This is a genomic window from Arcicella sp. GW821-FHT09D11, assembly GCF_059416265.1.
In genome coordinates this window covers 58,489-83,172 of record NZ_JBWKOV010000004.1, presented here as the reverse complement: position 1 = coordinate 83,172, position 24,684 = coordinate 58,489, and the positions used below count along the sequence as shown (strand labels likewise).

General features: G+C 39.5%; 21 protein-coding genes. 12 read left to right on the top strand and 9 right to left on the bottom strand.

Annotated elements, in window-relative coordinates; genetic code table 11:
* Positions 1-72 precede the first annotated feature (72 nt).
* The 4 genes from AC07N0_RS13185 (at position 73) to AC07N0_RS13170 (ending at position 3,074) form a co-directional block, all read left to right on the top strand.
* On the top strand, positions 73-654 hold the full coding sequence (locus AC07N0_RS13185; RefSeq protein ID WP_494589540.1) for a Crp/Fnr family transcriptional regulator: 582 nt from the start codon (positions 73-75) through the stop codon (positions 652-654).
* A gap of 143 nt (positions 655-797) precedes the next feature.
* Entirely contained in the window at positions 798-1,226 is a 429-nt protein-coding gene (locus tag AC07N0_RS13180) for a nuclear transport factor 2 family protein (protein ID WP_494589539.1), read from the top strand.
* 138 nt (positions 1,227-1,364) lie between these two features.
* Positions 1,365-2,231: a pirin family protein gene (locus AC07N0_RS13175; RefSeq protein WP_494589538.1), complete on the top strand. Its 867-nt coding sequence runs from the start codon at positions 1,365-1,367 to the stop codon at positions 2,229-2,231.
* A 96-nt stretch (positions 2,232-2,327) separates the two neighbouring features.
* Positions 2,328-3,074 carry a glucose 1-dehydrogenase gene (locus AC07N0_RS13170; protein ID WP_494589537.1) on the top strand — a complete coding sequence of 249 codons (747 nt, stop codon included), beginning with the start codon at positions 2,328-2,330 and terminating at the stop codon, positions 3,072-3,074.
* 531 nt (positions 3,075-3,605) lie between these two features.
* Here AC07N0_RS13170 and AC07N0_RS13165 read toward each other — a convergent pair.
* The 3 genes from AC07N0_RS13165 to AC07N0_RS13155 form a co-directional block, all read right to left on the bottom strand.
* The gene (locus tag AC07N0_RS13165; protein WP_494589536.1) at positions 3,606-5,165 is read right to left on the bottom strand and encodes a hypothetical protein; all 1,560 of its coding nucleotides are present in this window, start codon (positions 5,163-5,165) and stop codon (positions 3,606-3,608) included.
* A 99-nt stretch (positions 5,166-5,264) separates the two neighbouring features.
* Positions 5,265-7,349, bottom strand: a complete 2,085-nt coding sequence (locus AC07N0_RS13160; RefSeq protein WP_494589535.1) for a DUF8225 domain-containing protein — start codon at positions 7,347-7,349, stop codon at positions 5,265-5,267.
* A gap of 473 nt (positions 7,350-7,822) precedes the next feature.
* Complete coding sequence (locus AC07N0_RS13155; protein ID WP_494589534.1) at positions 7,823-8,059, bottom strand: hypothetical protein; 237 nt, start codon at positions 8,057-8,059, stop codon at positions 7,823-7,825.
* Positions 8,060-8,294: 235 nt separating this feature from the next.
* On the opposite strand from AC07N0_RS13155, the gene AC07N0_RS13150 reads away from it, so the two are divergent.
* From AC07N0_RS13150 to AC07N0_RS13135, 4 genes are all read left to right on the top strand, one after another.
* The gene (locus tag AC07N0_RS13150; protein ID WP_494589533.1) at positions 8,295-8,696 is read left to right on the top strand and encodes a hypothetical protein; all 402 of its coding nucleotides are present in this window, start codon (positions 8,295-8,297) and stop codon (positions 8,694-8,696) included.
* Positions 8,697-8,700: 4 nt separating this feature from the next.
* Positions 8,701-9,972, top strand: a complete 1,272-nt coding sequence (locus tag AC07N0_RS13145; protein WP_494589532.1) for a hypothetical protein — start codon at positions 8,701-8,703, stop codon at positions 9,970-9,972.
* 302 nt (positions 9,973-10,274) lie between these two features.
* Positions 10,275-10,829, top strand: coding sequence for a helix-turn-helix domain-containing protein (locus tag AC07N0_RS13140; protein ID WP_494589531.1), 555 nt, complete (start codon positions 10,275-10,277; stop codon positions 10,827-10,829).
* 251 nt (positions 10,830-11,080) lie between these two features.
* Positions 11,081-12,724 carry a GH39 family glycosyl hydrolase gene (locus AC07N0_RS13135; protein WP_494589838.1) on the top strand — a complete coding sequence of 548 codons (1,644 nt, stop codon included), beginning with the start codon at positions 11,081-11,083 and terminating at the stop codon, positions 12,722-12,724.
* Positions 12,725-12,883: 159 nt separating this feature from the next.
* Here the strand turns inward: AC07N0_RS13135 and AC07N0_RS13130 are convergent, their stop codons facing one another.
* The 5 genes from AC07N0_RS13130 to AC07N0_RS13110 all read right to left on the bottom strand — a co-directional run bounded on the left by AC07N0_RS13130 (position 12,884) and on the right by AC07N0_RS13110 (position 17,199).
* On the bottom strand, positions 12,884-13,174 hold the full coding sequence (locus AC07N0_RS13130; RefSeq protein ID WP_494589530.1) for a hypothetical protein: 291 nt from the start codon (positions 13,172-13,174) through the stop codon (positions 12,884-12,886).
* A gap of 118 nt (positions 13,175-13,292) precedes the next feature.
* Positions 13,293-13,907 (bottom strand): hypothetical protein, encoded by a 615-nt coding sequence (locus AC07N0_RS13125; protein WP_494589529.1) that lies wholly within the window; start codon positions 13,905-13,907, stop codon positions 13,293-13,295.
* A 392-nt stretch (positions 13,908-14,299) separates the two neighbouring features.
* A complete protein-coding gene (locus tag AC07N0_RS13120) occupies positions 14,300-15,145 on the bottom strand; it encodes a DUF7833 domain-containing protein (protein WP_494589528.1) in 846 nt (281 codons plus the stop codon).
* A 597-nt stretch (positions 15,146-15,742) separates the two neighbouring features.
* On the bottom strand, positions 15,743-16,042 hold the full coding sequence (locus AC07N0_RS13115; RefSeq protein ID WP_494589527.1) for an HU family DNA-binding protein: 300 nt from the start codon (positions 16,040-16,042) through the stop codon (positions 15,743-15,745).
* Positions 16,043-16,323: 281 nt separating this feature from the next.
* On the bottom strand, positions 16,324-17,199 hold the full coding sequence (locus tag AC07N0_RS13110; protein WP_494589526.1) for a hypothetical protein: 876 nt from the start codon (positions 17,197-17,199) through the stop codon (positions 16,324-16,326).
* A gap of 1,267 nt (positions 17,200-18,466) precedes the next feature.
* Between AC07N0_RS13110 and AC07N0_RS13105 the strand changes: the two genes are divergently transcribed.
* The 4 genes from AC07N0_RS13105 (at position 18,467) to AC07N0_RS13090 (ending at position 22,309) form a co-directional block, all read left to right on the top strand.
* Positions 18,467-19,207 (top strand): helix-turn-helix domain-containing protein, encoded by a 741-nt coding sequence (locus tag AC07N0_RS13105; protein ID WP_492800063.1) that lies wholly within the window; start codon positions 18,467-18,469, stop codon positions 19,205-19,207.
* Between the two features lie 476 nt (positions 19,208-19,683).
* The gene (locus AC07N0_RS13100) at positions 19,684-20,022 is read left to right on the top strand and encodes a potassium transporter KefB (protein WP_494589525.1); all 339 of its coding nucleotides are present in this window, start codon (positions 19,684-19,686) and stop codon (positions 20,020-20,022) included.
* A gap of 554 nt (positions 20,023-20,576) precedes the next feature.
* Positions 20,577-20,852, top strand: a complete 276-nt coding sequence (locus AC07N0_RS13095) for a hypothetical protein (protein ID WP_494589524.1) — start codon at positions 20,577-20,579, stop codon at positions 20,850-20,852.
* 473 nt (positions 20,853-21,325) lie between these two features.
* The gene (locus AC07N0_RS13090; protein WP_492800066.1) at positions 21,326-22,309 is read left to right on the top strand and encodes a pyruvate dehydrogenase complex E1 component subunit beta; all 984 of its coding nucleotides are present in this window, start codon (positions 21,326-21,328) and stop codon (positions 22,307-22,309) included.
* Positions 22,310-23,161: 852 nt separating this feature from the next.
* On the opposite strand, the gene AC07N0_RS13085 is transcribed toward AC07N0_RS13090, so the two are convergent.
* Positions 23,162-24,418, bottom strand: a complete 1,257-nt coding sequence (locus AC07N0_RS13085; RefSeq protein WP_494589523.1) for a Fic family protein — start codon at positions 24,416-24,418, stop codon at positions 23,162-23,164.
* Between the last annotated feature and the right edge of the window lie 266 nt (positions 24,419-24,684).

Here is a 24,684-nt window from a genome sequence, read left to right as displayed (position 1 = left end):
ATATCTCATAACTAATACTTCCTACCTCATAATCCTTACCTTTGCATCTGCTTAATTTAATCATCAAAATCAATGTATAAAAACCTTTTGGCATACATCAACCAATATGCTAATTTACCCCTTACAGGCGAAGAAGAATCCTTAATTGAAGCGACTTTCCAACCCAAAAAGCTAAGGAAGAAACAATACTTTTTGCAAGAAGGTGATGTCTGTAAATACGTTGGTTTTATTGTAAAAGGTGCTATGCGACAATACAGTGTAGATGACAAAGGCGTAGAACATATAGTACACCTGTACATCGAAAACTATTGGGCAGGCGACCGTGAAAGTTCTATTATGCTTACGCCATCCAATTATAATATTGATGCTTGGGAAGATACCGAAATGCTGATTATTACAAGGGCCGAAATGCTGGATTTAATGGAAAAAATACCTGCATTGGTAAAAATGATACGACTCATGGACGAAAGAAATGCCATTGCTAACCAACGAAGACTAAGCTCTACTATCAGTAACACGGCCGAAAAACGTTATGAAGAATTTGCAGATAATCACCCCCAGTTTATCCAACGATTTCCGCAACACATCATTGCTTCTTATTTGGGTATTACCAAAGAAACTTTAAGCAGAATCAGAAAACAAGCGATGAAGTAGCGTTCCATTTTAATGCTCCATTTTACAGAACCGTTGACAAATGTCAACGGTTTTTTTTATCATATCTCATCGTTGCAGGGCTTGCCAATGATGCAATTTTGTAACGTTAAATCAATAAAGAAAAAACATTAAATTTTAATAAAATGGACAATACAACAAACTCAGCAGCTACTCAACTTCTTCGTAATAGTTTAGATACATTTCTTGCCAAGGATATGAAAGGGTGGTCTGCGCTTTGTGCTGAGGATGTAGTTGCCGAATTTCCTTTTGCCCCAGAAGGTACACCTGCAAGGTTTGAAGGTCGTGAAGCACTTTATGAATACTTACGCAATTACCCAAGCTTTATAGATGTAAAATCTATCCCTACCTTAAAAATCTATGCTACTGATGATGCTAATGTGGCCATTGCTGAATGGAGTGCATCGGGTGTAGTAATTAGCAATGGTAATCCTTATGAAATGAGCTATGCCACTTTTGTAACTTTCCGTGATGGGCTTATTGTAAACTACCGTGAATACTGGAATCCGCAAGCTTTTATGAAAGCAATGAGCGGTGGTAGTTTTGCTGAATAATAGCCATATCAAGTTCAAACGGTATGGTATTAAACAAATTTCAAAAAGCGTTGATAAATGTCAACGCTTTTTTTTATCAAATCTCATCGTTTTAGGGCTTCGTTCGGGTGCAATTTTACACCATCAAAACATATAGTTATGAAAAAGCAAACAAGTTTTTCAACAAAAGGAAATAGTGCCGATTTAGGCCCTTTAAGTATCAGTAGAATGTTGCCCAATCGCTACGCCGACAAAGTTGGACCTTTTGTGTTTCTGGATTATGTAGCGCCAGCCATCAAAGAAATTATCACTACAAATGGCATGGGGGCTCATCCGCATCGGGGCATTGCTACGTTGACGTATGTGCTTCAAGGCGAAGTGGAACATTTTGATAGTGCTGGTAATACTGGCAAAATACATTCGGGCGGGGCACAATGGATGAAAGCAGGCAATGGAATTATCCACGATGAGAATTTTAATTACGATAGCCAAACGGATAGTAAATATATACACGGTTTTCAGTTTTGGATTAATCTACCCGCTAAAAACAAAGCAGAAAAACCTGCCCACATAGCGATTCAAGCCAATGATATACCACAAAAAACATTGCCTAACCAAGCTGGTTTTATAAAAGTAATTGTAGGAAACTACCAAGAATTGAGTTCAATTATTCCAAATTATTCAGAGCAGTTTTTGTATCATATTCAATTGAATGCAGGGAAACAATTTTCGTTTGAAATAAAAGATAAAATTGAAGTTGCTGCTTTTTTACCCACGCAAAATGCGGTATTAAACGATACTGAATTTCAAAAAGGAGAGTTTGTAGAATTTGATAGAGAAGCAGGTGAAATTGAGCTAAAAAACACCTCCGACCTAGCCATTGATATATTACTTTTTGGTGGTGAAGAATATACAGAGCCTATAGTAGCCGAAGGCCCTTTTGTGATGAACACCCAAGGCGAAATAGCAGATGCCTATCGGGATTTTTATGCTGGGAAATACGGAAAAATTAAATTGACAAAATAAAACGAAGACCATGAAAATATTAGCATTTGCAGGAAGTAACAGTAATGCTTCTATCAACAAAAAAAACGATTTTTTTGGGGTAAACATTAAACAACCATGACAGCATCAACAAAAAAAGTAGCATTAATAACAGGTGCAGCAACAGGTATCGGTCGTGCTATTGCCATCCGTTTAGCACAAGACGGCATTGCAGTAGCCGTTAATTTCATGGGGAACCCCCAACAAGCCGATGAAGTAGTGAATGAAATCAAAGAAGCTGGGGGATCAGCCATAAGATTTCAAGCTGATGTTAGTTCGGTAGCCGAAATCACTAAGCTTTATAGTGCTGTTGTTACGGCATTTGGCGGTATTGATATTGTTGTAGCCAATGCTGGTATTGCGGTGATGGGTATTCCCATTGTTGATGTTTCTGAAGCTGACTTCGACCGTATCAATGCGGTAAATTATAAAGGAACCTACTTTGTGTTGCAACAGGCAGCCAAACACGTTAGGAATGGTGGACGAATTATTCAGATTTCTTCCACAAGCTCACTTTATCCAGCAGCAGGTCTTGGTATTTATGCTCCTAGTAAAGCCGCTGGCAAAGTAGTTACTGAAATATTGGCACAGGAACTTGGTCATCGTCAAATTTCAGTGAATAGTGTTTTCCCTGGTCCAACAAAGACTCCTTTAATGGAAAAAGAGGTTTCAAAAGAAGAATTGGAAAGGATTGGGCAAGCAATGACCCTAGGAAGAATGGGCGAACCAGAGGACATCGCAGGTGTAGTGGCATTTCTTGCTAGTACAGAAGGAGCTTGGGTAAATGGTCAACAAATCATTGTAAATGGTGGTGGTAGGGTATAAGGTGCTATAAACATTCCATCCCTTCGGGATTGCTCTCCGCAGCCCCTCGCTTCCAAGCGAGTGACGACTATTACAAGGCTTCCAGCCCTATTGATTATCAACAAGTATATAAATAATTGATAATCAACGTGTTTATTTCTAGCGAGGGACTTAAGTCCCTCGCTAGAAATAAGAGTTTCCCACCGTTGTTAGCGTTCGTTCTCCAACAACACGTGCGAAAGCAACGCACCATTTATCAAAACTAAATGACGTGGCTGAGGCATAATTTGGCGGTGAAAACACCACCAAAGGCGAAACTCCCTTTGCTGGATGAGGGCTGGTGAAGACACCAGCCTTGGGTAAAATATTTCATCCCTTCGGGATTGCTCTCCGCAGTCGCTCGCTTCCAAGCGAGTGACGACTATTACAAGGCTTCCAGCCTAAAATTATTTCTAGGACGCCAATAAAAGTGGAAACCCTTTTTCTTAGCTAGTGACTTAGGTCACCAGGTAAGAGAAAGGGAACTGATTACTCCACCCAACTCCTTCTCGACTATTGAAGAGCAACTTTTTTCATTGCCTTTTTCAAACTTTTCAGATTAGGATGTGTTGTTTTTAGGTTACTACTAGACGGCTTTGTAAAAGTCTTTTTATACTTGGCAAATTTAATGGCAAAGCTAAAATCTCCAAAAATATCATTGTTGATGGTATCTAAGGGATAAGGTGCAATCGTACTATAAACATGGCAACTGGTACAGGTCCTTGTTTTCTGGACGTAGCTTTCTAAGGTTGTGTTGGCAACAATCGGAACGCCACTAAACATGGCTGATGCGTTTAATTTTCTCGGTGCATCAATCGGCGTTGTGGGGTCTTTTTGAACACTTTGTGACCATATCACATCTACTAGCTGATAGTATTGCCATACCGAATTAGGATATACGTTCTTGATACTATTTTGCATTCGCTGATTTATCGGAACCGCATCGTTTACATCAATTGGGTTACTTCTTGTTATTTGGATGGGTACCGAAGCAGCCTGATTTAGATAATAAGGGGGTGATTGATTAGGCGTACACGAAACTGTCACTAACGAATCTCCCGTTTTTGTTTTTACTTTTATTTGTTGAGGAGTGCAATTCGCATTATAAAAATTATATCCGTACGGTGGACTGCCCACCGTCGTAGTGCTAGGGGCATTATCTACCTGCTCAAAAGTAGCCCAAACCCATGTTGGCTGGTTGGTGGTTTTGTGTAAAATATGCAATCCTACTAAGGCTACCGTTGTTGTCCTTAGTTGATTGGTCGCAGGGTCAAGTACCGTAGCACGCGACATTTTATACCTAGCCCACTGAGGTGACTGAGCATCGGTTACTTCCATCCAAGCAGCTTTTAGTTCTATGGCGCCTGTTTTACCGTTATAAACTCCCTGAGGAAAATTAATGGGATGCCCTGCCTTCACAGAATCGTGCTGAGTGACGGCATTATAGTATCCTTTCTGAACCACAAAGTCGTAATAATCTTTGTTAAGCAGGATTTCATACCAGACATTCTTGCCGTTCTGACTACCCAACCAATTAGGTTTTCCCAAAGGCGCTGCTTGTTCGACATTAAAGACATTGAGGGAGTCTGAATTTTCAATCTTACTGGTAAACGTTAATAATTTTGTAGTTGTTTTGTTCATCAACATGCGTTGAGTCTTGAACTTTTTCGCATATTTATCTGACACCAACGTTCCCCAATTCGGAGGCTTAATGCCTTGGTCTTGGAACAAAACTTCTCTGGGCATATACGTTTCCCATTGTACCGCCGCCAAGTCGTAAGGCGTGCCAAAGCTACTGCTAGCATTCACGGGCCAATTCAAGGCGATGAATTCTTGCCAAGCAAAACAATCTACCTGAGATTGATTGTTGAATGAATTCAAATCCCCTGGCACATTGTTGTTAAAATACACCTGAATGTTGTAAAGGGAACTAGTTGAATAACAAGCACATGAATCCGATGCCGCCACAAAGGAATTTGGCTGTATTTTTTGATGATTGGAAGCAATCATATTGATAAATATGATTGGAAGAATAAGTAGTAGCCCTACCTTCTTCATCTTTTTTATAGTCATATCAGGTAAGTTCATTTTATACAATGAGCCATTAAGAGCGTTATGTTGGTCGCCATACAAATGGCATGGCGACCTTGAAAATATCCTAAAACCGACAACCTAAAGACTAGTAACCTTCACGATAATGCTACCCTCATTATCCGCAAAACCTTGTCCATAAGTACCATCCAAATCGTCATTGATACATAGTAATAACTCACCCGAAAGGTTTGAAGGAATAGTCGTACCCATGCCAATGAAAAACACCGTATCGCCTACTTTCCCGATTAAGGCACCCTCATTTTGTCCGGGCATGGTATAGCCTGCTGGGGCTGGAATATTACTAGGCGTACCATTAGCATTATACAACTGCCCATTATTGTCTTGAGGATTGGCCGTCCATAAGCCACTCACATAAGAAATAGATAATAAGCTAGACGGCGCCACTTCTACGCCAGTGTTTTGCCATTGAATGGCTGCTTGAACCGTGATAGGTAATACCGAAAGCAACGCTGGCAAGGCTTGGCTAATCACCTGTCCTTGATTGGTAATATACACACCTGTTACTCCTGCGGAGGCATTTTCGCTCACAGAAACCGTTATGTATAAGGCATAGTTATTACTAGGCTTGCTATTCCCCGGAACGGCATAATAAACATTATTTTGTACCGCCGTCACCGTAGCAGTTACTCCCGCATTGGTGAAGCTTACTGTTGGATAGGTTGATGGCTGTCCTTCGGTATAAGTAATAGTGCCACAGATAAGTACCATTTGTATCGAGCTTGCGCCAATAAAAACGGTTGGAGGAATAAATGTGCTATTGCTCAGCAATGAAATAGGATTATCTACTGGATTCGGAACACTAGTATTGTATACCTGATTAAAATAGCTTTCGTAAAATAATTGAATTGGTTGGGCAAATGTATCGGCTGGAGTTGTGTCTCCTACGGGGTCATATCCAGCAGGTTTTGTACCTTGATAGGCACTCGCTACAATTTGCATTTTAAAGGTAGCCGCTACTTGAGAACCCCACTCGATAGGACTTCCATTAATGGTTATATCGCTTACGGTATAGCCCTTGTCGGCAGGCACTTCATACACGGCATGCAAGATAAAATTACCCGGTAGTTTTGTGCCATCCTGACTATTTAGTGTTTCCGAACCTCTGACAACTGTCCAATAAGCAGCAGCGTCGTCACCGTTGGGAGCTACATAATTGTTACCAGAAAAATCAGGTGTTTGGATATATAACCCCGGAGGGTCTGCTAAGGTTACTACATTGGCAGCCGTTACAAAACTGTTTACAGTACCGCCAATGTTAGGGTCGCTATTTCTATGTTTTTGTCCATACTGAGCATCACAAAGTAGGGCATTATAAGCACTTGATGGCCAAGAGGTATTCCCAGTGCTAGGATTATTACGTTGAACAGTGGCTGCCGTAGCGAGTCCTATTTCTGTTTGTAAAGTGTTGGGCGTACTGGTAAGGTGAATGGCTCCGCCTTGTGTGTCACTTGAAACAGGACCACTATTCCATATATTAAGGGGATTATAAACAGGCCCTTGGGTAATGGGGTCAGTGATATTAGGCACGCTTAGGTCTGCTAAGGTGATTTGTGGTTTACCTAAAATGCTTTGATACAGTGCCAACACTTTATTAGGGTCTATCAACCATAAGCTATTCCAATATTCGGGGTTTTCACAAGTAAAATCAATTCTGGTAATTTGCCCAGCAGCGTTTCTAGTCACAGCCCATTCGCAATATTCATCTTGCCAGCCTCTAGGGCCATAAGGGAAATACGGAACGGCATTTCCTGTATCACCACATGGATTATCCGAAATCGGCGCAGGCATTACGCCTGTGTCTGCCATTTGTTCTAAGGCTGTTTGAGACGCTGTTGGGTAATTATAAGCTAATCTGCCCGGAAATGCACTCCATTGCACATTAGCCGTGACACTACTTGGGTTATTCTCAACAGGGTTGTAATAATTGGTCGTCGGGGGCGTATTTGTCGTATTCCACGGGTTGCTCAACATTCCTTGTTGGGTAAAACCATTGAGGTTTGCACTCCAAAGCTCATTCATCGCCTCCTGTTTTGCAGGAGTATCTGAAAAATCTTGGATGGCAGCGGGCGTTCTAAATTGAAAACCACTTGTGGTTAAATCAGTTTCAGCAACATCTGCTTGTGTTTGTAGGGTATTTTCCATAGTTTAAAAGATAAAAGGTTTTTTCGTACTCGTTTGGCTTTTCCGTAACGCCCCGTTTATTAAAGTGGTTTCAGAACTCCCCTTGTAATATTACCCTACAAATTTATCATAGTAATACTCAATAAAACAGGTCATAAATACCTGTTTTATCATCGTAAAAGCAGGTATTTATATCTGGTTTTACTATTTTAATGAACAAAAACAGTATTAAATGCTGAAATGTTGGAGGGAAGCTGTGGGGTTTTGGATGTCGGTCTTGGGCTTTCAACTCCCGTAGTTTTTTAGGCTGGAAGCCTTGTAATAGTCGTCACTCGTTAGAAACGAGCGACTGCGGGGAACCAATCCCGAAGGGATGAAAGGATTGTAGCAAACAAAAATAATTACATCACCAAAACCCCGTAGGGGTGATAGAAAGTTCTCTGTTATTATCCCTTTGGGATTACTACCCTACTATAAAATGAAGAATAAACCACCTATTTTATCAACAAACAATGCTTCATTAAATCCATCGCATATTTAATGTAACCCGTTTCTACAGTCTTCTTGCCATTAATGATGGCATAGAAAGTATTTACCTGAGATTCTTGCAGGGATAAATGCTTCATCATCGAATCGCGGAACCGCCCAGACCTGAATTTTGCATTACGCCCCCGTTGAAGGGTCTTCCATTGGGCAGTAAGCATAGCAGGTACAAAATCTTTCTCTTCCATCAGTTAAATATTAGTATCGAAAACAAAATTAAGGAAGAGTTTTTGAATTATTGGTAGGGATTCGCTAGGTAAGGACGTATGCCCTACGTCCCTACTCTATATTAGGTGATACTTCTACCGTATAATAAGTTTTCAGATAGAAAAACTCAGGATTTTAAAGCTATTTTGTGGTAAGACATTATTTTTGGTCAGCAAATAATAATAATTATTTTTTAAATCTTTAAACAAAAAATACATGGGACCTAATCCGATTGTTGACTTTTACGAACTTGCTAGTGAGGATAAGAAAATCACATTATCAGTAAGTATTGGCTTTGCACAAAATGCAGTTTCGAATGTTGAGCTGAATTTAAAGAATTTATTGAGCTCGAGTGGCGATGATATTTTTGAAGGGGATTTTGAGGTAGATTTAGGAAATAGTGCAGTCTTAAGGCTAAAAAAGCTTGAAGTCACTACCCATGTTCATGATATAAATAATCCTAATAATCCCCAAAACAGAATGTTTATTAGGTATAAATTGACAGGCGGTAAAAACGAGCAAATATTTAATTCAGACATTTTTGATGCTAAAGAAGGACAGATTGTGATGTTTACCTTTAAAATAAAGTTTTTTAAACCTATACAGATAATAGCTTAATACTATGAAAAATACTTATACACTATTGTGCCTGATATTCTGTCTGCTTGTGGGAGTGATACAAACATCAGTCGGACAGACTAATGGAGGCGCAGATGAAAAGAAAGATTCAACCTATGTGTTAGATATGTTGAAGTCGCCTGCATCGCCAGGAGCAGCTTTGGTTGGTATTTCGCCCAACGATATTCAAAAACCTACTGACCCTAAGGCTCTTAGCTTGCAATTCCAGAATGCCTCGAATAGTTTTACAACTATCCCAAAGAATTTTGCCTTGGATATTGCCCCAAAGTGGTTTTTTAGAGGCAAGAATATTACCTTGAGAGATTATAACAGTAGAAAATTTACGGCTGATAATATCTACCAAAGCTTAGTGATATCGGCCGCTTATAAACAGGATACTTCTATTAAAATGAATAAGTCTCAGTTTGGGGTTGGCTTCAAGATTTCTTTGCTAAGAGGAAAATTAGACTCGGCAACTACTGCCCAAATTGAAGAGAGTACCCGTATTTTAAGAGAAATAGAAAAGTTTCGTAGAGATATTATAAAAACAGACTCTGTTATAATCAGCATTAATGAAAGCATAGCAAGTGTAGAAAAACAGATGGATGATTTACTGGAAGTAGTACCTCTTGATACAAAAAAAATCGAAGAGCTTAGAAAGAAAGACGTTGAATATACCAAGAAGCGTGATGAACGAATCCGGACGCTTAGTGAGCAAAAGATGGCAGAGGCTTATGCGATGGCTAAAAAACTTACTACTAAAATTAACTATGCCAGAGTAGGCGGATTTATAGATGTAGCTGGAGGGGTGGCTTGGGATTATCCCAATAACCAAGTAGGCTCAGGGAAAGTAGCCAAGGCTGGTATTTGGATTGTTGGTGGTGGAGAGTGGAAAGATTTGTCTGTAATAGGAATGGCTAGGTATTTACAAAATCCTGACAAAGCTTTTGCTGATGTTAATAATGTCTTGCAAAGTAAAGATGTGAATACCTTCGATATTGGTGGCAGACTGATTTATAAGGGTATCGATAATCATATATTGGTAAGTAGCGAGGCGCTGTATCGTTCGATAGTAAGTAAACAGGACGACCCTGCGCTAAAAATCAACCCTTCGTGGAGGCTTACCCTTAATGCTGAATATACCATCAATAAGTCGATGGTGTTGACTTTTGTATTTGGAAGAGATTTCGACAATACCGTCACAAAGAGTGGAACCTTGGTAAGTTTCTTGAATTTGCTAACAACATTTGGCAAACCCGCCACTGTGTTGAAATAAATGCACCGAGCAATAGGCAAGTCGGGGAGAAAAAAAATAGGTTATCCGTCTTAATCCCTTCGAGATTAAGACGGATAACCTATTTTACACACTCCAATATTTGTCCGTTGAAATATCTAAAAGACGCCAAGTAGGGCAACAAATATTATCCAATAAATCACAACTCAATCACTCACTCACAACTAGTCAGTAAGCAAATATTCTACAAACAACTTGCAAAATCAATTATAACGCTTACATTTGCATTCAACTTTGTTGAATAAAGGTAAACATCATAAAACAAAGTATTCAACATTGAAAATATGGCGGCAGATGAACCCAATAATATTAATATCGGAGACCGCATTCGGATATTAAGAACTAACCAAAAAAGAACCTTGCAAGAGGTAGCGGATGGAAGCGAATTGTCTAAAAGCATGATCTCGAAAATCGAGAACAATAAAACGATTCCTTCGGTGGCGGCGCTTATCAAAATTGCTAATACATTGGGGACTAATATTTCCAGTCTGCTAGAAACGGAGGCGTTTTTGAATGCCATCCTTACGACTAAACAAAAGGCGGAAGATAACCTCAGACAAACCGATAAGGGCTATTTCTTTTATCCTTTCGGACAGGAATATCACCAGAAGAAAATGCAGCCTATGCTGTTTGTGGCTAGAAAGGGTGAGGTAAAACCGCACCTATTGCACCACGAGGGCGAGGAGTTTATTTATATCATCAGTGGCGAAATGAAGATGACGGTAGGCGAAATCGACTATCACCTCAAAGCGGGAGATAGCCTATATTTCAACTGTCTGCAAAAACATGGCATTATGCCTATTACAGAGGAGGTGCATTATTTGGATGTATTCGTATAGATAGTTGCGTTAGTTTATCAACGTCAATTGCCCCGTACAGGGTTGTTAAATACTTGTTTTGTCAACCTTTTTTTAGCTCATTTTCTATTAGCGGGTGACTTAAGTCACCCGCTAATAGAAAGGGGGAGCACTTATTTTTCAGCATAATCATACATAAACCATATCATTAAAATATTAACATTTTTAAATCAATAACTATGCTCTTTAGAAAAACATCATTGTTGTTATTATTGGCAGCCCAGTCTGTGGGAATGTCTGTCCCAGCCTTTGCTCAGGAACAGGCCCCTGTGTCGATTCAGGTTGATTTAGCCAAAACCAAAGCGCCCATGAAACCCATCTGGGCATGGTTTGGCTATGACGAACCCAACTATACTTATATGAAAGATGGCAAGAAATTGCTCACAGAAATCTCGCAACTTAGTAAAATACCAGTCTATGTCAGGGTACACAGCTTGCTCGTGACGGGCGACGGCACGGCGGCATTGAAGTGGGGTTCTACCAATGCTTACACCGAAGATGCCAACGGAAACCCGATTTACGACTGGACGATTGTGGATAAAATCTTTGATACTTTCATCGAGCGTGGCATGAGACCCATCGCTCAAATTGGCTTTATGCCCGAGGCATTGTCGAGCCACCCAACGCCTTATCGTCACCACTGGAAGCCGGGTGATAATTATAACGACATCTATACGGGCTGGGCATATCCGCCCAAAGATTATAACAAATGGGCTGAGTTGGTGTACCAATGGGTGAAACATTCGGTAGCAAAATATGGTCAGAAAGAGGTAGAAAGCTGGTATTGGGAGCTTTGGAACGAACCTAACATTGGCTACTGGAAAGGCACAACCGAAGAATATATCAAGCTATACGACTATTCGGCAGATGCTGTAAAACGTGCTTTACCATCGGCCAAAATCGGTGGACCAGAAGTAACAGGACCAGGTTGGGACAAGTCGGCTATCTTTTTGAAGACCTTCCTCGACCACGTAACCAAAGGTAAAAACTACGTAACGGGCAAGACAGGCTCGCCCTTGGATTTCATTACTTACCATGCCAAAGGCGGACCGAAAGTAGTGAGTGGTCATGTACAAATGAACATGGGTACACAATTGCGTGACCTTGACAAAGGCTTTGAAATTGTGGCGTCGTATCCAAGCTTGAAAAAACTCCCAATTATCATCGGTGAGTCTGACCCAGAAGGATGTGCGGCTTGTTCTGAAGATCTGAACCCACAAAATGCATACCGTAATAGCACCATGTATTCAAGTTATACGGCGGCATCTTTTGCCAGAAAATACGAATTGGCAGAGGCTAGAGGTGTAAACTTGTTGGGGGCTGTTACATGGGCATTCGAGTTTGAAGACCAAGCATGGTTCCGTGGTTTCCGTGATTTAGCGACCAACGGCGTAGATAAACCCGTGCTGAATGTGTTCCGTATGTTTGGTATGATGGAAGGAAACAGAGTAGAAGTAACCCAAAATTTGGCTTATGATTTCAAGAAAGTACGTGACGAAAGCGTGCGTGGCGAGGCTGATATTAATGCACTTGCTTCAAAAAGCACCAATTCGGCAGGCGTGATGGTCTGGAATTATCATGATGATAACGTTCCAGTGGCAGATGCTACGGTGGAGGTGGTGGTAAAAGGTTTGCCAGCATTAAAAGTACAGCTTTTTCACTATCGTATTGATAAAGAAAACAGCAATGCTTATGAGGTTTGGAAAAGCATGGGGTCGCCAAAACAACCTACAGCCGAGCAAATCAAGGTATTAGAAAAAGCAGGACAATTGCAATTGTTAACCTCGCCAGAATGGATTAATACTAAAAATGGACAAGCCCTTATCAAAATGAAATTGCCTAGACAGGGGGTGTCATTTTTGAGCTTTAGGTGGTAATAAATGCTGATTGTATGTTCAAACGCTGGTCGTAGGTTCTCCTACGACCCTAAATGCAGAAGAGCGTCTCACTCGAAATTTATCAAATGTTTATGCTAAGATGAGCGTGACGCTCATTATCATTGTAGGTCGTAGGAGAACCTACGACCAGATTAGTACTCACTTCAAATTCAAAATCCTATTATAAAGTCGCCAATCATGGTAGCCTGTACGTTGATGATAGTTCCCTATCCATCTGTCAAATACCTTGCTGACGGTATCTTTGATTTTCTGGTTGAGTGCCACGGTTTCGGTCGCTAGCTTTTCCTTACTTTTCTTAGGGTCTATCAAGACGACGCGACACTGCTCTATTACATACGCCTTGAATTTCTCATGTTGAATCATACCGTTTTCCATAAAACGTATATAGTGGTGTTCGCAAATACAGTTAATTTCATAAGGTGTTTTCATGGTGTTTGAGGGGTTATGGTTGTGTTAAATGGTGTGGTTACGTATATTGTTAGTGGTAACGGACTGTAATGTCCTTTGATGAGTGAGCGACGACTTATACTGATGGCATGACTTGAAGTCATGCCATCAGTTTTTCTTTGGCAACTTCCGCTATAAACCGATTATAGGCTATATTTTTAGCTATCAGCACGAGTTCCTGATGGGTAGTGTTTGTATATTTCCTTTGTAGTTTTTCAAACAACTCTTTCTTCTCATTCACTTCCATTTTCCAGATACCAAACCGCTCAAGGTCGTCGTAGAGGCTGGAGGCTACTTGTACTTCAAAGTCGGGATGTGTGCGCTTGATGTCGGCATATTGTTGGGCTATTTGCCTACAAAGTTCCTTTTGTTCGGCTTCTGTAGGGACTATTTTCACGTTTTCTTTGGCTTGCTCAAGGGCGGTATATTGTTTCATGACGGGCTGTTTTTTGTCGGCTACCCATTTGCGTAGCCACTGCACAAAGTTGGAGGAGGAAAAGAATACTTTGCCATCAGGAGAAAACTCGCCATTAAGTCCAGCCTTCAACGCTAGTTGAACTTCCATCTGTGTAAGTCCTTGATACTCTCGTAAATCATTTATGATCAATCTTATTTCAGCCTTCAATTCATCTCCTTGCGACTGGCTATACCCTAGTCTCATTTTGGCGGTAAAAATAACTTCGCCTGCCAGTTTGGTAACCTCCGCGTTGGTCATCTGCCCAATGCGTGTGCCGTGGGTTGCTTTCACAATTTCGTGCTGACGTTCGGTGAGCTTCTCAAGGGCCACGGTAGGCACGCCAGCTTGCAGTGTTTTTTGACTTAGTTGAATGGTGTTCATCGCTTGATTTAATAATGTTTTTTAAAAAGAGAACTTTTACCAACCCCAATCCCGAAGGGATGGTATATTTATAGAAAAACAAATAACACCTAAGCTGTGAGACTCCTACGGAGTCGAATTAGTGCGTGGTTGGCATCTTTGATGCTATAAATATTTCATCCCTTCGGGATTATTGTCGTGCTTTGGCTTAATATAACTTATTGACAGAGAGTACTTTCCTATTAGCGGGTGACTTAAGTCACCCGCTAATAGGAAGGATGACAACTTACCTACCCCGACTCCTCACTAAGCTCCAAAATCGCCTGCGTGATTGAGTCATAATTATGTTGAATTTTCCCTTTTTGGGGCATCATGCCATGCCGACCTCTATTTTGACATTGAATCCTAATCCAATTCAAAAAATGCCGTTTGTGGTCCGACTCACTTGAAATTTTTTTATCGGTAGCACGCGTTTCGATAAAAAAGTTTTCCAACAATTGGTAATAATCCCCCTCATCGATATTATTTTTCCTTTTCGCCGACTCTTTCAGCAAGGCAGCATTGCGCATATTGGCTTCAATCTCCTCCAAGGTCGTCTGCGGTGCCGTAGCCACCCCCTCTTTAATTTTTTTTTGTTCTTCTTTTACAAAATCAGGTACTTCATTTTCAACAACATCATCATTTGTTGTTATTGTTGTTGTTGTTTTTACTGTTTCTAAGTTTTCTAAGTTTTTATTAGTTTTATTATACTCGCTTTGCTCCTGCTGTGCTGTGGTAGTTGCTTCTGTCGTGCTGTGGTAGGTGCTCCTGCTGTGCTGTGGTAAGTGCTCCTGCAGTGCTGTGGCATTTTTTACCAAAGCAATTATGTTGGCAGTGTACTGGTTTGTAGATTTCCGACACATGGTTATGAAGCCAAAACCAATCAATTCTTCTAGCGTTTTTGTGTACGTTTTATAAGTGGTCATTCCTAAATAGTGCATGGCTTCGTCGCTAGGCAAGGCATAACAATCGGCCCAGCCTAGACGATTGCATTTCTCAACACACCAGAAATATAAAGCATGATGATGCGGTTTGACAATTTCAATATTGTTCCCGCACCACTCATACCATTTTTTTGTTAATTCATAACCACTCATTTGTCAACGTTGTTTTATATACGTTTGAAGAAATATTTAATAATGTTGTACCCTGATTTGCTATCTACACGGCTAACCGTTAGAAAATAGGCTTAGGTGGGGTTTAAATTGTACTGATTAACCACAAGTGTATAATCTATTGATAGTCAACGCATAACAACCTCATCCCCCAACCCGACTACGCGTCCCGCTCTTTTCAGAGAGGGGAGCTTTAAACTCGAAGGTCTGCTCCCCTTCTCTGAAGGAGCTACGGTTTATACATAAGTATGTAAGTAATTTGTAATCAAAGCCTAACAACCTCATCCCCCAGCCCCTTCTCCTTCAGAGAAGGGGAGCAGATTTTGGGGTCGAAAGCTCCCCTCTCTGAAGGAGAGGGGTCGGGGGTGAGGTTGTTAGACGTTGATTTAAACCTATTTCTATCAGCTTTACATTTTCATCTAAAGATTTAAAGAGAGCCTAAAACTTATGTATAAACCGTAGCTCTGAAGGAGAGGGATCGGGGCGGCCGCCGCTGCGGGTGAGGTTTGAAAGGCGATAATCCTCCCCTCCTCATTTAAATTAGCTACTCTCTTGTCTGTTTTTTCGGCTGTAAGCCTTTTAATAGTCGTCACTCGCTTGAAGCGAGCGACTGCGTTCTACCTTAAACTCCTTAGAAGGCACAAATTTCACAATCGTCCGTTCGGGCAGTTCGACTATTTCCTTCGACTGTATCTTTCTTAATACCTTAGCCTTACGTGTCACCGATTTGAATGTCCCGAATCTTCTGATGGTTATCTGGTTGCCCGACGATACCTGTTGCATCACCTCGCTTTTGAATGCCTCGATAATCTCCGAGACTAGCCCTTCAGTATGATGTGTTTTGGCAGCAATTGCTTCTATTAATGCTTGTTTAGTCATAGTTGTTAGATGTTTGTTGGCATTCGGGTTTCGGATTTCGGTCGTCGGCCGTCGGGTTTCGGTCTTCGGTCATCAGCTTTCGGATGTCAGTCGTCGGGTTTCGGATTTCGGTCTTCGGGTTTCGGTCGTCTGTTTTGGGGAATCAGCTATCTATTTTTGGTTACTGGCTGTCGGTAGTCTGTCATCATATAATTACTAAATCAAAGCCGAACTAATATCAGAAAGCGAACAGCCAAAAACTAAAAGCCATCTTCCGAAAGCCGAAGACCGAAAGCCTAAAGCTAATACCTAAAATCTGACATCCGAAAGCCGATATCCGACGACCCAAAGCCGACTTCCGAAAGCTGACGACCGAAATCCGAAAGCCGACATCCAACATCCGAATGCCTATTCCCCTTAACCACCTCAAGGGTTTTTAGTGCCGCATTTAGCACACTCCGATTACTTTTATAAATCCTCAAGAGTCGAACATCCTCCGCATTCACCAGCTCCAACTGCTTGATAGCATACTTCAATGCCTTCAATTTTTTTTTAATGATTCGTCTTTTGTCAGTCTTATCTTTCTCAAAAACCTTCACCATCTTTTGTTTCATCGCCTCAACATTGGTAGGTTCATGCACGCGTTTGCAGGTGGGACAAACAAAACTTTCAGCACCCCATTTCACCCGACTGTCGGCTAGGTTCACTAAGGCTTGCTGTTCTACTACCAAAGCATTATTCAGTCTCTTTAACTCTGTATTCCTTTGGATGATCTGCTCCTGTAAGTATGCCCGTTGATATTCTTGTTCTGTTAACTGGAGCTTTATTGCTTCTATATTACTGGCACGTTGCAGGGCATCGCCCTTAACATCATTTTCTTTTTGATAATTCCTCAACATTGTGTCATCATGCTCACCTCCACGTTTTTCTTTGCCATAACGTTTACTTCGATTCATTTGCCCATCCATTTCTACTACACCCTCTACTTCTAAGCTCAATACTTCAGATGCGCTGTTCGACTCGCAAAGACCTTTCCTAGACAACAACATATAGGTATCGGAGGTGGTTTTATCTGTACAGTCGGCTCCGTAAATGTTGTGCATATCAGTAAACAGGGGTGTATTTTTCCCCGAGGTATTGAAGCTATCAAGGCTTAATTCTTCTAAAATTACTTTCATTTGGACGGCGTTTAAAAATTAACGGTTTTCATTATACGACACTTGAGTCATTGAGTGATTGAATGAATGAGTGATTTAGTGGTTAGGTTTTTTAAACTGTGTTCAGTATGCCACAGAACACGGTTTAAAAATTCAAATTCCCTTACTCTTAGCGGGTGACTTAAGTCACCCGCTAAGAGTAATTTAGGTGTTGAACATTAGTTTTTCATAAACTTTTATCTTTAACCGTGGTCTGTGGCACACAGAACACTAAGCTAAATGTTAATATCAATGGTTTTACAAACCAAAATAGTCAAGTATTGTGTTCTGTGTGCCACAGACCACGGTGTAGGCATCCATAAAAACCTCACCCCCAGCCCCTCTCCTTCAGAGAGGGGAGCTTTAAGCTCGATAATCTGCTCCCCTCTCTGAAGGAGAGGGGCTGGGGCGGCCGCCGCTGCGGGTGAGGTTTTTTTAAACCGTGTTCAAGTATGCCACAGACCATGGTTAAAAAATTCAAATTCCCTTTTTATTAGCGGGTGACTTAAGTCACCCGCTAATAGAAAGGTTAGGTGTTGAACATTGTTTTTTTCATAAACTTATATCTTTTGCCCCTAGTACCTCCAGCGAGAAAATCAAATCTCCTCGCCAGAGATACATAGGGGGCTACTTTAGTGTCGGTATAGGCGTAAAAGGTCGCATCTCTCGTTATGCTCCAGAGATGAGGCAATAATTGGTTTGTGCTAGAGATTTTCTAACACAAACCAACAGGTATTCAATAATAAGAAAAAGATGTACTACTACTGGTTTTAAAATTGAGTATAGGTGATTCAACGGTGTAAAAGATTTTCATTAAAAGGCTAAGAACTAATTCGTTTATAGAGCTAGGTATAGGTATAAAAAATTAATCAACATAAAGCCCCCAAGGGGGATTTTACCTCCCATTGAAAGAGAAGAAGGCGCGTATGATATATCGACGGTCGTCGATACAGGTGAAGTAGCACGCAATGCAATATTGAGGAAACAAATTCCTTTGGGTGTGTTAATGATAAAGAAAAACAAATCATAGATAATTAAAAAGATTTAGTGCTTGTTCATGCCTCTTCCATGAAGGTTTGTTGCTAAACCTCCCTTAAAAAAACTTCAACAAAACTTGTTTCTATTAAATACTTTTTCGTTACTTTGTTTATTATTAATACAAATATAGGAATAAATGTTTCAAAAAACTAATATTTTGAAACAAATTATTGAAAATTTCTGAAACATTTTTGAAACAAATTATAATTTCGTGAACATCAAGGAATTAAGAATCCAGTTTGGTTTATCCCAACAAGAGCTTGCTGAAAAAGTAGGTATTCCCCGTGGCCGTATCAATGGTTGGGAACAACGTGGCTCTAAACCCAAGGTGGATGATCATAAAAAATTGGAAGATTTTTTCATCCATCTATCTAAACAAAAGCTTACAGATATTCAAAAAGAGGAAGCCGAAATCATTGGTAATCTTGAGGGGCTACTAGAAACTGAAAATGTTTATAAAACAAAATCTGGCAACGAGTTTGTCGATATTGGCAATGGGAAAATTCAAATGAATATCCCCTTGGTAGAACACTATGCCTATGCGGGATACCTAACAGGCTGGGGCGATTCTGTTTTTTTAGAAGAGTTACCAAAACATTCTATCATAGTTGATAAACATTATAGGGGTATCTACAGGGCATTTCAGGTGCGGGGCGATAGCATGGATAATAATTCTAGGGATTCTATCTGTTCAGGAGATGTGGTAGTGGGCAGGAGTGTCGATAAAAAATACTGGAAGAATAAGTTTTACCTCCACAAATGGGAGGATTATGTCATTATTCACGAAGGGGGCATTTTGGTAAAACGAATCACTGACCATTGGGTTGAGCAAGGTATTATTATATGTATGTCGCTGAATACGGATAAATCTACGTATCCTAACCTTGAATTGCATCTTTCTGAGGTGTATGAGATTTATAATGTAGTAGAGGTTTCTAGGAAACGAGGGTGATAAAAAGTAGGGACGTATTGCATACGTCCACGATGTACGTCCCCTATTGTTCTGCGACATGGCCGAATGCAATTCGGCCCTACTGATGACTGATTTGTACTATTGTAAAAAATACGTCCTGCATATTTGCTACAACATGGGGCTGTCTAAAAAGGAAAATATAGCCAAATATTATTTGGTTTGTAACCTCACCCCTAACCCCTCTCCTTCAGAGAGGGGAACTTTTAGGCTCAAAAAGCCCCTTCTCTGAAGGAGAAGGGGTTGGGGATGAGGTCTTTCACGGAATAATATTTGGCTGTAAAAACTTTTTAGACAGCCTACTACAGTTTTTTTCATGAATCTTTTTTTTTACTCTGTAAACTAGTCCCAAAGAGAATCTTATTAGTATAAATATTTTCCTCAAAACACTTTGAAATACAAAGTACTTTATATTATCTTTGAGCAAAGATTTATTACTTAACTACTTTACAATCATCATGACACTAACAAACGATTTAACAAAACCATCAATCCATCCAATTGCATTATGGAAATTAATGTCATTAGGAGCAGTAATCGCTTTAGCCTTGATTATATTTTTCCTACTACAGGTAAAACACCCCGACCCTAGCTGGCCAAAATATTGGATGGCAAGACCCCTCATCATCGTTCCCTTTGCTGGAGCAATGGGTGGATTATGTTTTTATCTCTTAGATTTCCTTCGTATCCAAGGTGGTTGGAAAAAAATAGTAGCCAACGTTCTTAGCTTTTTTATCTGTCTGGTTGGACTATGGCTTGGCTTCGTTTTAGGATTAGACGGTACCCTTTGGGATTAATCATCCAAGATATTATCTCCACAATCAACTATTATAGTTCCTGAAAATAGATTTACTCACTTTAAAACGTGAATCAATTACCATCACAGGGATGACTTAAAGGGAGAGTAAGTGGCGAAAAACTTAACACTTTTTACAAGTACAGAATAATATTGTAGCTAAAACATCTTTTTTTATAGAAATAGAAAAAAAAATTACATAAAATTTTGTTATTTAATTTCTATTATACTAATTTTGAGTAATAGGTGTAGAACTATTAATCAAATAGCTCAGACGATTTTCGTCTGAGTTATTTTCTTTTAGGGCTATCCCAAAATTTTTACACCTTAATCTACTTTCTTCAAGCATTATTTAGTTGACACCCTATTAATCTACCATGAACAAATTACCAAAGAAATACATTTTTATAGATGAAAGTGGCGACGCCTCTTTCTATGCTAAAAAGAAAAAACCACTAGTATAGCTTTTTCTACCAAATTATATTAGCAGGGAGGTCTGGTAGCAGTTCTGCTAAGCTTAAAGATGCCATTGAAAAGGCAATTGCGAGAGATAATGTGCTTAGAAAAAACAAATTAGCAATAACATTTTCGTGTATTACTGCTCCGAGTAATAAAACGCCTGAATTAAGTCTGATAGATTATTTGCTTTGGGTATTACAACGCTACATTCTGTCGGGAGAATCTCGCTATTTCAAAGCATTGTGCGATAAATTTAACTTGATTATCGATTTGTACGATTTCAAAAATTACAAGTCAAATTATTATCATCGTGTCAAGAATCCTTTCACGATTGAAAAAGCTGGTGAATTTAGGAAAGATGGATATGTATAGCGATAAAAAAAAGCAATCTTTTGTATCCTGTGCCAATACTGGCAACCCCGGCAGTTGCAGGTTATGATATACAAAAATTGCTCATAACAAAGATACAATATATCACAACAGAATGCAAATATATATTTGCATTGTTAGACAAAAGGCATGATAATTATGTAATAGCCCAACCGTAGCTTAGTAACATCTTAATATTCCCCTCGGTTTTGCTTTAATAAAACACAGGGCAACCTATATCAGGCAAGGACAGGCAAGCACACTCATAAACTTTAAACTCAAAACTCACAGCTCAAAACTCACAGCTCATCCCTCTCATATAGGACTAAAACGATAAAAAAATCATTTCAAACAATTTAAGTCATAATTTAGGCATTTCGCCGTTGGCAGTCTGAGGTTTGTTATCTAATTTTACGCAGATTTTGAAGACAGAATCGTTTCAACGATTCTCAACCTCACAACGATAAAAATAACCAATGAGAGAAATACAATTCAGAGAGGCACTTCGTGAAGCATTAAACGAAGAAATGCGTAGAGACCAGTCGGTGTTTTTGATGGGCGAAGAAGTAGCCGAATACAATGGTGCTTATAAAGTATCACAGGGAATGTTGGATGAATTTGGTCCAGACCGTGTGATTGACACACCTATCGCAGAATTAGGTTTTGCAGGTATCGCTGTTGGTGCGGCCGCTAATGGGTTGCGTCCAGTAGTTGAGTTTATGACTTTTAACTTCTCGTTGGTAGCCATCGACCAAGTAATCAACTCGGCTTCCAAAATGATGTCAATGTCGGGTGGACAATACTCTTGCCCAATCGTTTTCCGTGGCCCTACTGGAAACGCTGGACAGTTATCATCGCAACACTCTTCAAACTTTGAAAACTGGTTTGCCAACACTCCTGGTTTAAAAGTTGTAGTTCCTTCAAACCCTGCTGATGCAAAAGGCTTATTGAAATCTTCTATCCGTGATAACGACCCTGTTATTTTCATGGAGTCTGAATTGATGTATGGCGACAAAGGTCCTGTGCCAGATGGCGAATACCTAACACCAATCGGTAAAGCTAATATTGTAAAAGAAGGTACTGACGTAACGATTGTTACTTTCGGTAAAATGCTTTCTAGAGTAGTAATGCCAGCGGTAGCTGAATTAACTAAAATGGGCATCAATGCGGAGGTTATCGATTTAAGAACGGTTAGACCGATAGATTACGAAACAGTGCTTACTTCTGTAAAGAAAACAAACCGTTGTGTGGTAGTTGAAGAGGCTAACCCAATTGCAGCATTATCATCTGAAATCGCTTATAACGTTCAGCGTTGGGCATTTGATTTCATGGATGCTCCAGTTATCCGTGTGAACTCGTTAGACTTACCACTTCCGTACGCACCGACATTGTTAGAAGCTATTCTTCCAAGCGTTGCTCGTACCATCGAAGCTGTTAAATCTGTTACTTATAAGAAATAATCGTTTCTTGTTATTATACAATACAAAAAGCCTTTTGGAGTAGTTCAGAAGGCTTTTTTTGTATTTAAATTATTGGATATAAGATAATCCTCAGAATTCTTCCTATTAGCGGGTGACTTAAGTCCTACTGATTACCCACATCTTTTAAAAAGTTGAAATGAAGATGTAATTATTGATAAAATTGGTTCAAATGGGCTTAAATCGCCTTTCAAACCTCACCCCCAGCCCCTCTCCTTCAGAGAGGGGAGCTTTAAATCCAAAGGTCTGCTCCCCTTCTCTGAAGGAGAAGGGGCTGGGGGATGAGGTTGTTATACATTGATTATCAATAAATTATATACTTGTGGGTAATCAGTAGGACTTAAGTCACCCGCTAATAGGAACGATTGGAGTTTAGCACTCAATAACTATCTCCCTCAGCATTCATTTTGAATAAAAAAGCCCCTTCTCCTTCTAAGAAAGAGTCGGGGCGGCGGCGATAGGCTCGGTTAGAACCAAATAGCATTGGGCAAATTACCAAGCCTATTCACAAAAAACATCAGGTCTCGAAGTTGTCATTTTATGCTCGACTTTCGCTTGTCAAGTTTATTTATAGTAGTGTGTCGTTGTTTCTGCTGCTAAACTATACATAAGAAGCAATACGATACAAACTAAAGTATTTGAACCGTGGATTTATTGATGTAAAATGCAGTTTTATGTATGCTAAATAAATGAGGGGATTGCTGTATTTAGTATTTGATGATGTAGTGATAAAAGCTTATAGATATTGCGAGATTCTTCGAGAATCTCGCAATATCTATAAGCTTAGCGAATAATGTGTATCGAAGTTATACTTTTACCAAGTAATCCATAAGGTTAATGCACCTGATATTTTTCAAGAATAGCATCAAAATTATTGGATTTAATATAGTTTTGCTTGATTTTGTTGACGTGCACAATAGTCAAAAAACCTAATTCTACAAGCGTTTTTAAATCTGCTCTCGCAGTGAAGTTTGAAATATTAAACCTTTTTTCTATTTCTTTAATACTCATTACCCTGTCTGAATCTTCGCTAAAAATTTTTAATACTTGTGCCATTCGCTCATTTACGCTCGGAATCTTTATAAACTTAGCCGCCTGAACTACCTCTTTTTGCTTGATGGCTATATAGGCTTTCAGAGCGTCAAAAGCCTTTTCCATCGTTTTGATATGATAAGTAATAAAATAACCTAAATCATTATCGTCAATTTCTGTATATAAATATGCCTTTTCGTATTGTATTTTAGAATCTTTGATGATTCTGGAAATAGAAAGATACTCAGTAAGCCAATAGCCTTTTTTAAGCATATACCAATAGAATAATGCTCGGGCTGTCCGTCCATTGCCATCTGCAAAAGGATGTATCCAACCAATCATAAAGTGAATGATAATACCTTTGATAATAGGATGAATAAAAGTGTCGTCATCATGATTAAAAAAGTCACATAATGCATCTATTAACTTAGGTAATTCATCCTTGGGCGGAGGGGTATGAACGATTTCACTACTGATATGATTCATGACATGAATATCATCATTATCTCTAAATACTCCTTCTTCAGCTTTATCAAGGGTATCGTGTGAGATTAGCTGATGGATATACAAAAGGCTTTCAGGTGTTATGTCATCATTTTTATGGGCAATAATATGTTTCATTGTAACATAATTATTGTAAATCATCTGTTCTGATTTATTTTTAGGCTTCAACTCTTTCTGAATCATCTCTTTGGCCTGCTTTCTGGTGGTGTTAGCACCTTCCATTTGGCTACTAGAGATGGCTTCCTCCATGATAGAACTTATCACATACTTATTTTTATCGGTCTCGGCTATTCCAATGTTACTTCCTAAAGTACCGCCAATATTCAAATCAAAATGATGAAGTGCTTGTTGGATATAATCTGTCAAAACATAAGTAAATTTATACTCCCCAAAGTACAACCTTTTGCTTTTTAAGTACCTATCAAATTTTATGGCTTTCCAGAAATCAATAGGCTGAATTTCTTTTGATTTATACTTGGCTTTATCCCAATACAAATAATCATCCTGAATATTTTTTAATGTACCATTCATTTCTAACGATATCATTAAATCCATAGAATCTTCAAACGGTTTAATTATGGGAGCTTTTTCTATCATATCAAAAGATTAATTATACACAATATTAGTTAAATATTGCGAGATTCTTCGAGAATCTCGCAATATCTCTAAGATTTTCATTCTTCGATTGTTCATGTAGCACGAGTTTTCAACTCGTAAAATAATACACGAGTTGAAAACTCGTGCTACATGAACAATCGAAGAGCAATACAAAAAAAAATGCCCGTGAGAACCACGGGCAATTCATAAAGCGTTATAATTTT

Excerpts from the sequence above, each read along its gene's own strand:
- AC07N0_RS13180 (WP_494589539.1), top strand. The coding sequence starts at position 798 with ATGGACAATACAACAAACTCAGCAGCTACTCAACTTCTTCGTAATAGT.
- AC07N0_RS13185 (WP_494589540.1), top strand. The coding sequence starts at position 73 with ATGTATAAAAACCTTTTGGCATACATCAACCAATATGCTAATTTACCC.
- AC07N0_RS13135 (WP_494589838.1), top strand. The coding sequence starts at position 11,081 with ATGTCTGTCCCAGCCTTTGCTCAGGAACAGGCCCCTGTGTCGATTCAG.
- AC07N0_RS13130 (WP_494589530.1), bottom strand. The coding sequence starts at position 13,174 with ATGAAAACACCTTATGAAATTAACTGTATTTGCGAACACCACTATATA.
- AC07N0_RS13125 (WP_494589529.1), bottom strand. The coding sequence starts at position 13,907 with ATGACCAACGCGGAGGTTACCAAACTGGCAGGCGAAGTTATTTTTACC.
- AC07N0_RS13090 (WP_492800066.1), top strand. The coding sequence starts at position 21,326 with ATGAGAGAAATACAATTCAGAGAGGCACTTCGTGAAGCATTAAACGAA.
- AC07N0_RS13100 (WP_494589525.1), top strand. The coding sequence starts at position 19,684 with ATGACACTAACAAACGATTTAACAAAACCATCAATCCATCCAATTGCA.
- AC07N0_RS13155 (WP_494589534.1), bottom strand. The coding sequence starts at position 8,059 with ATGGAAGAGAAAGATTTTGTACCTGCTATGCTTACTGCCCAATGGAAG.
- AC07N0_RS13140 (WP_494589531.1), top strand. The coding sequence starts at position 10,275 with ATGGCGGCAGATGAACCCAATAATATTAATATCGGAGACCGCATTCGG.
- AC07N0_RS13145 (WP_494589532.1), top strand. The coding sequence starts at position 8,701 with ATGAAAAATACTTATACACTATTGTGCCTGATATTCTGTCTGCTTGTG.
- AC07N0_RS13110 (WP_494589526.1), bottom strand. The coding sequence starts at position 17,199 with ATGAAAGTAATTTTAGAAGAATTAAGCCTTGATAGCTTCAATACCTCG.
- AC07N0_RS13115 (WP_494589527.1), bottom strand. The coding sequence starts at position 16,042 with ATGACTAAACAAGCATTAATAGAAGCAATTGCTGCCAAAACACATCAT.
- AC07N0_RS13170 (WP_494589537.1), top strand. The coding sequence starts at position 2,328 with ATGACAGCATCAACAAAAAAAGTAGCATTAATAACAGGTGCAGCAACA.
- AC07N0_RS13160 (WP_494589535.1), bottom strand. The coding sequence starts at position 7,349 with ATGGAAAATACCCTACAAACACAAGCAGATGTTGCTGAAACTGATTTA.
- AC07N0_RS13150 (WP_494589533.1), top strand. The coding sequence starts at position 8,295 with ATGGGACCTAATCCGATTGTTGACTTTTACGAACTTGCTAGTGAGGAT.
- AC07N0_RS13175 (WP_494589538.1), top strand. The coding sequence starts at position 1,365 with ATGAAAAAGCAAACAAGTTTTTCAACAAAAGGAAATAGTGCCGATTTA.
- AC07N0_RS13085 (WP_494589523.1), bottom strand. The coding sequence starts at position 24,418 with ATGGATTTAATGATATCGTTAGAAATGAATGGTACATTAAAAAATATT.
- AC07N0_RS13120 (WP_494589528.1), bottom strand. The coding sequence starts at position 15,145 with ATGAGTGGTTATGAATTAACAAAAAAATGGTATGAGTGGTGCGGGAAC.
- AC07N0_RS13165 (WP_494589536.1), bottom strand. The coding sequence starts at position 5,165 with ATGACTATAAAAAAGATGAAGAAGGTAGGGCTACTACTTATTCTTCCA.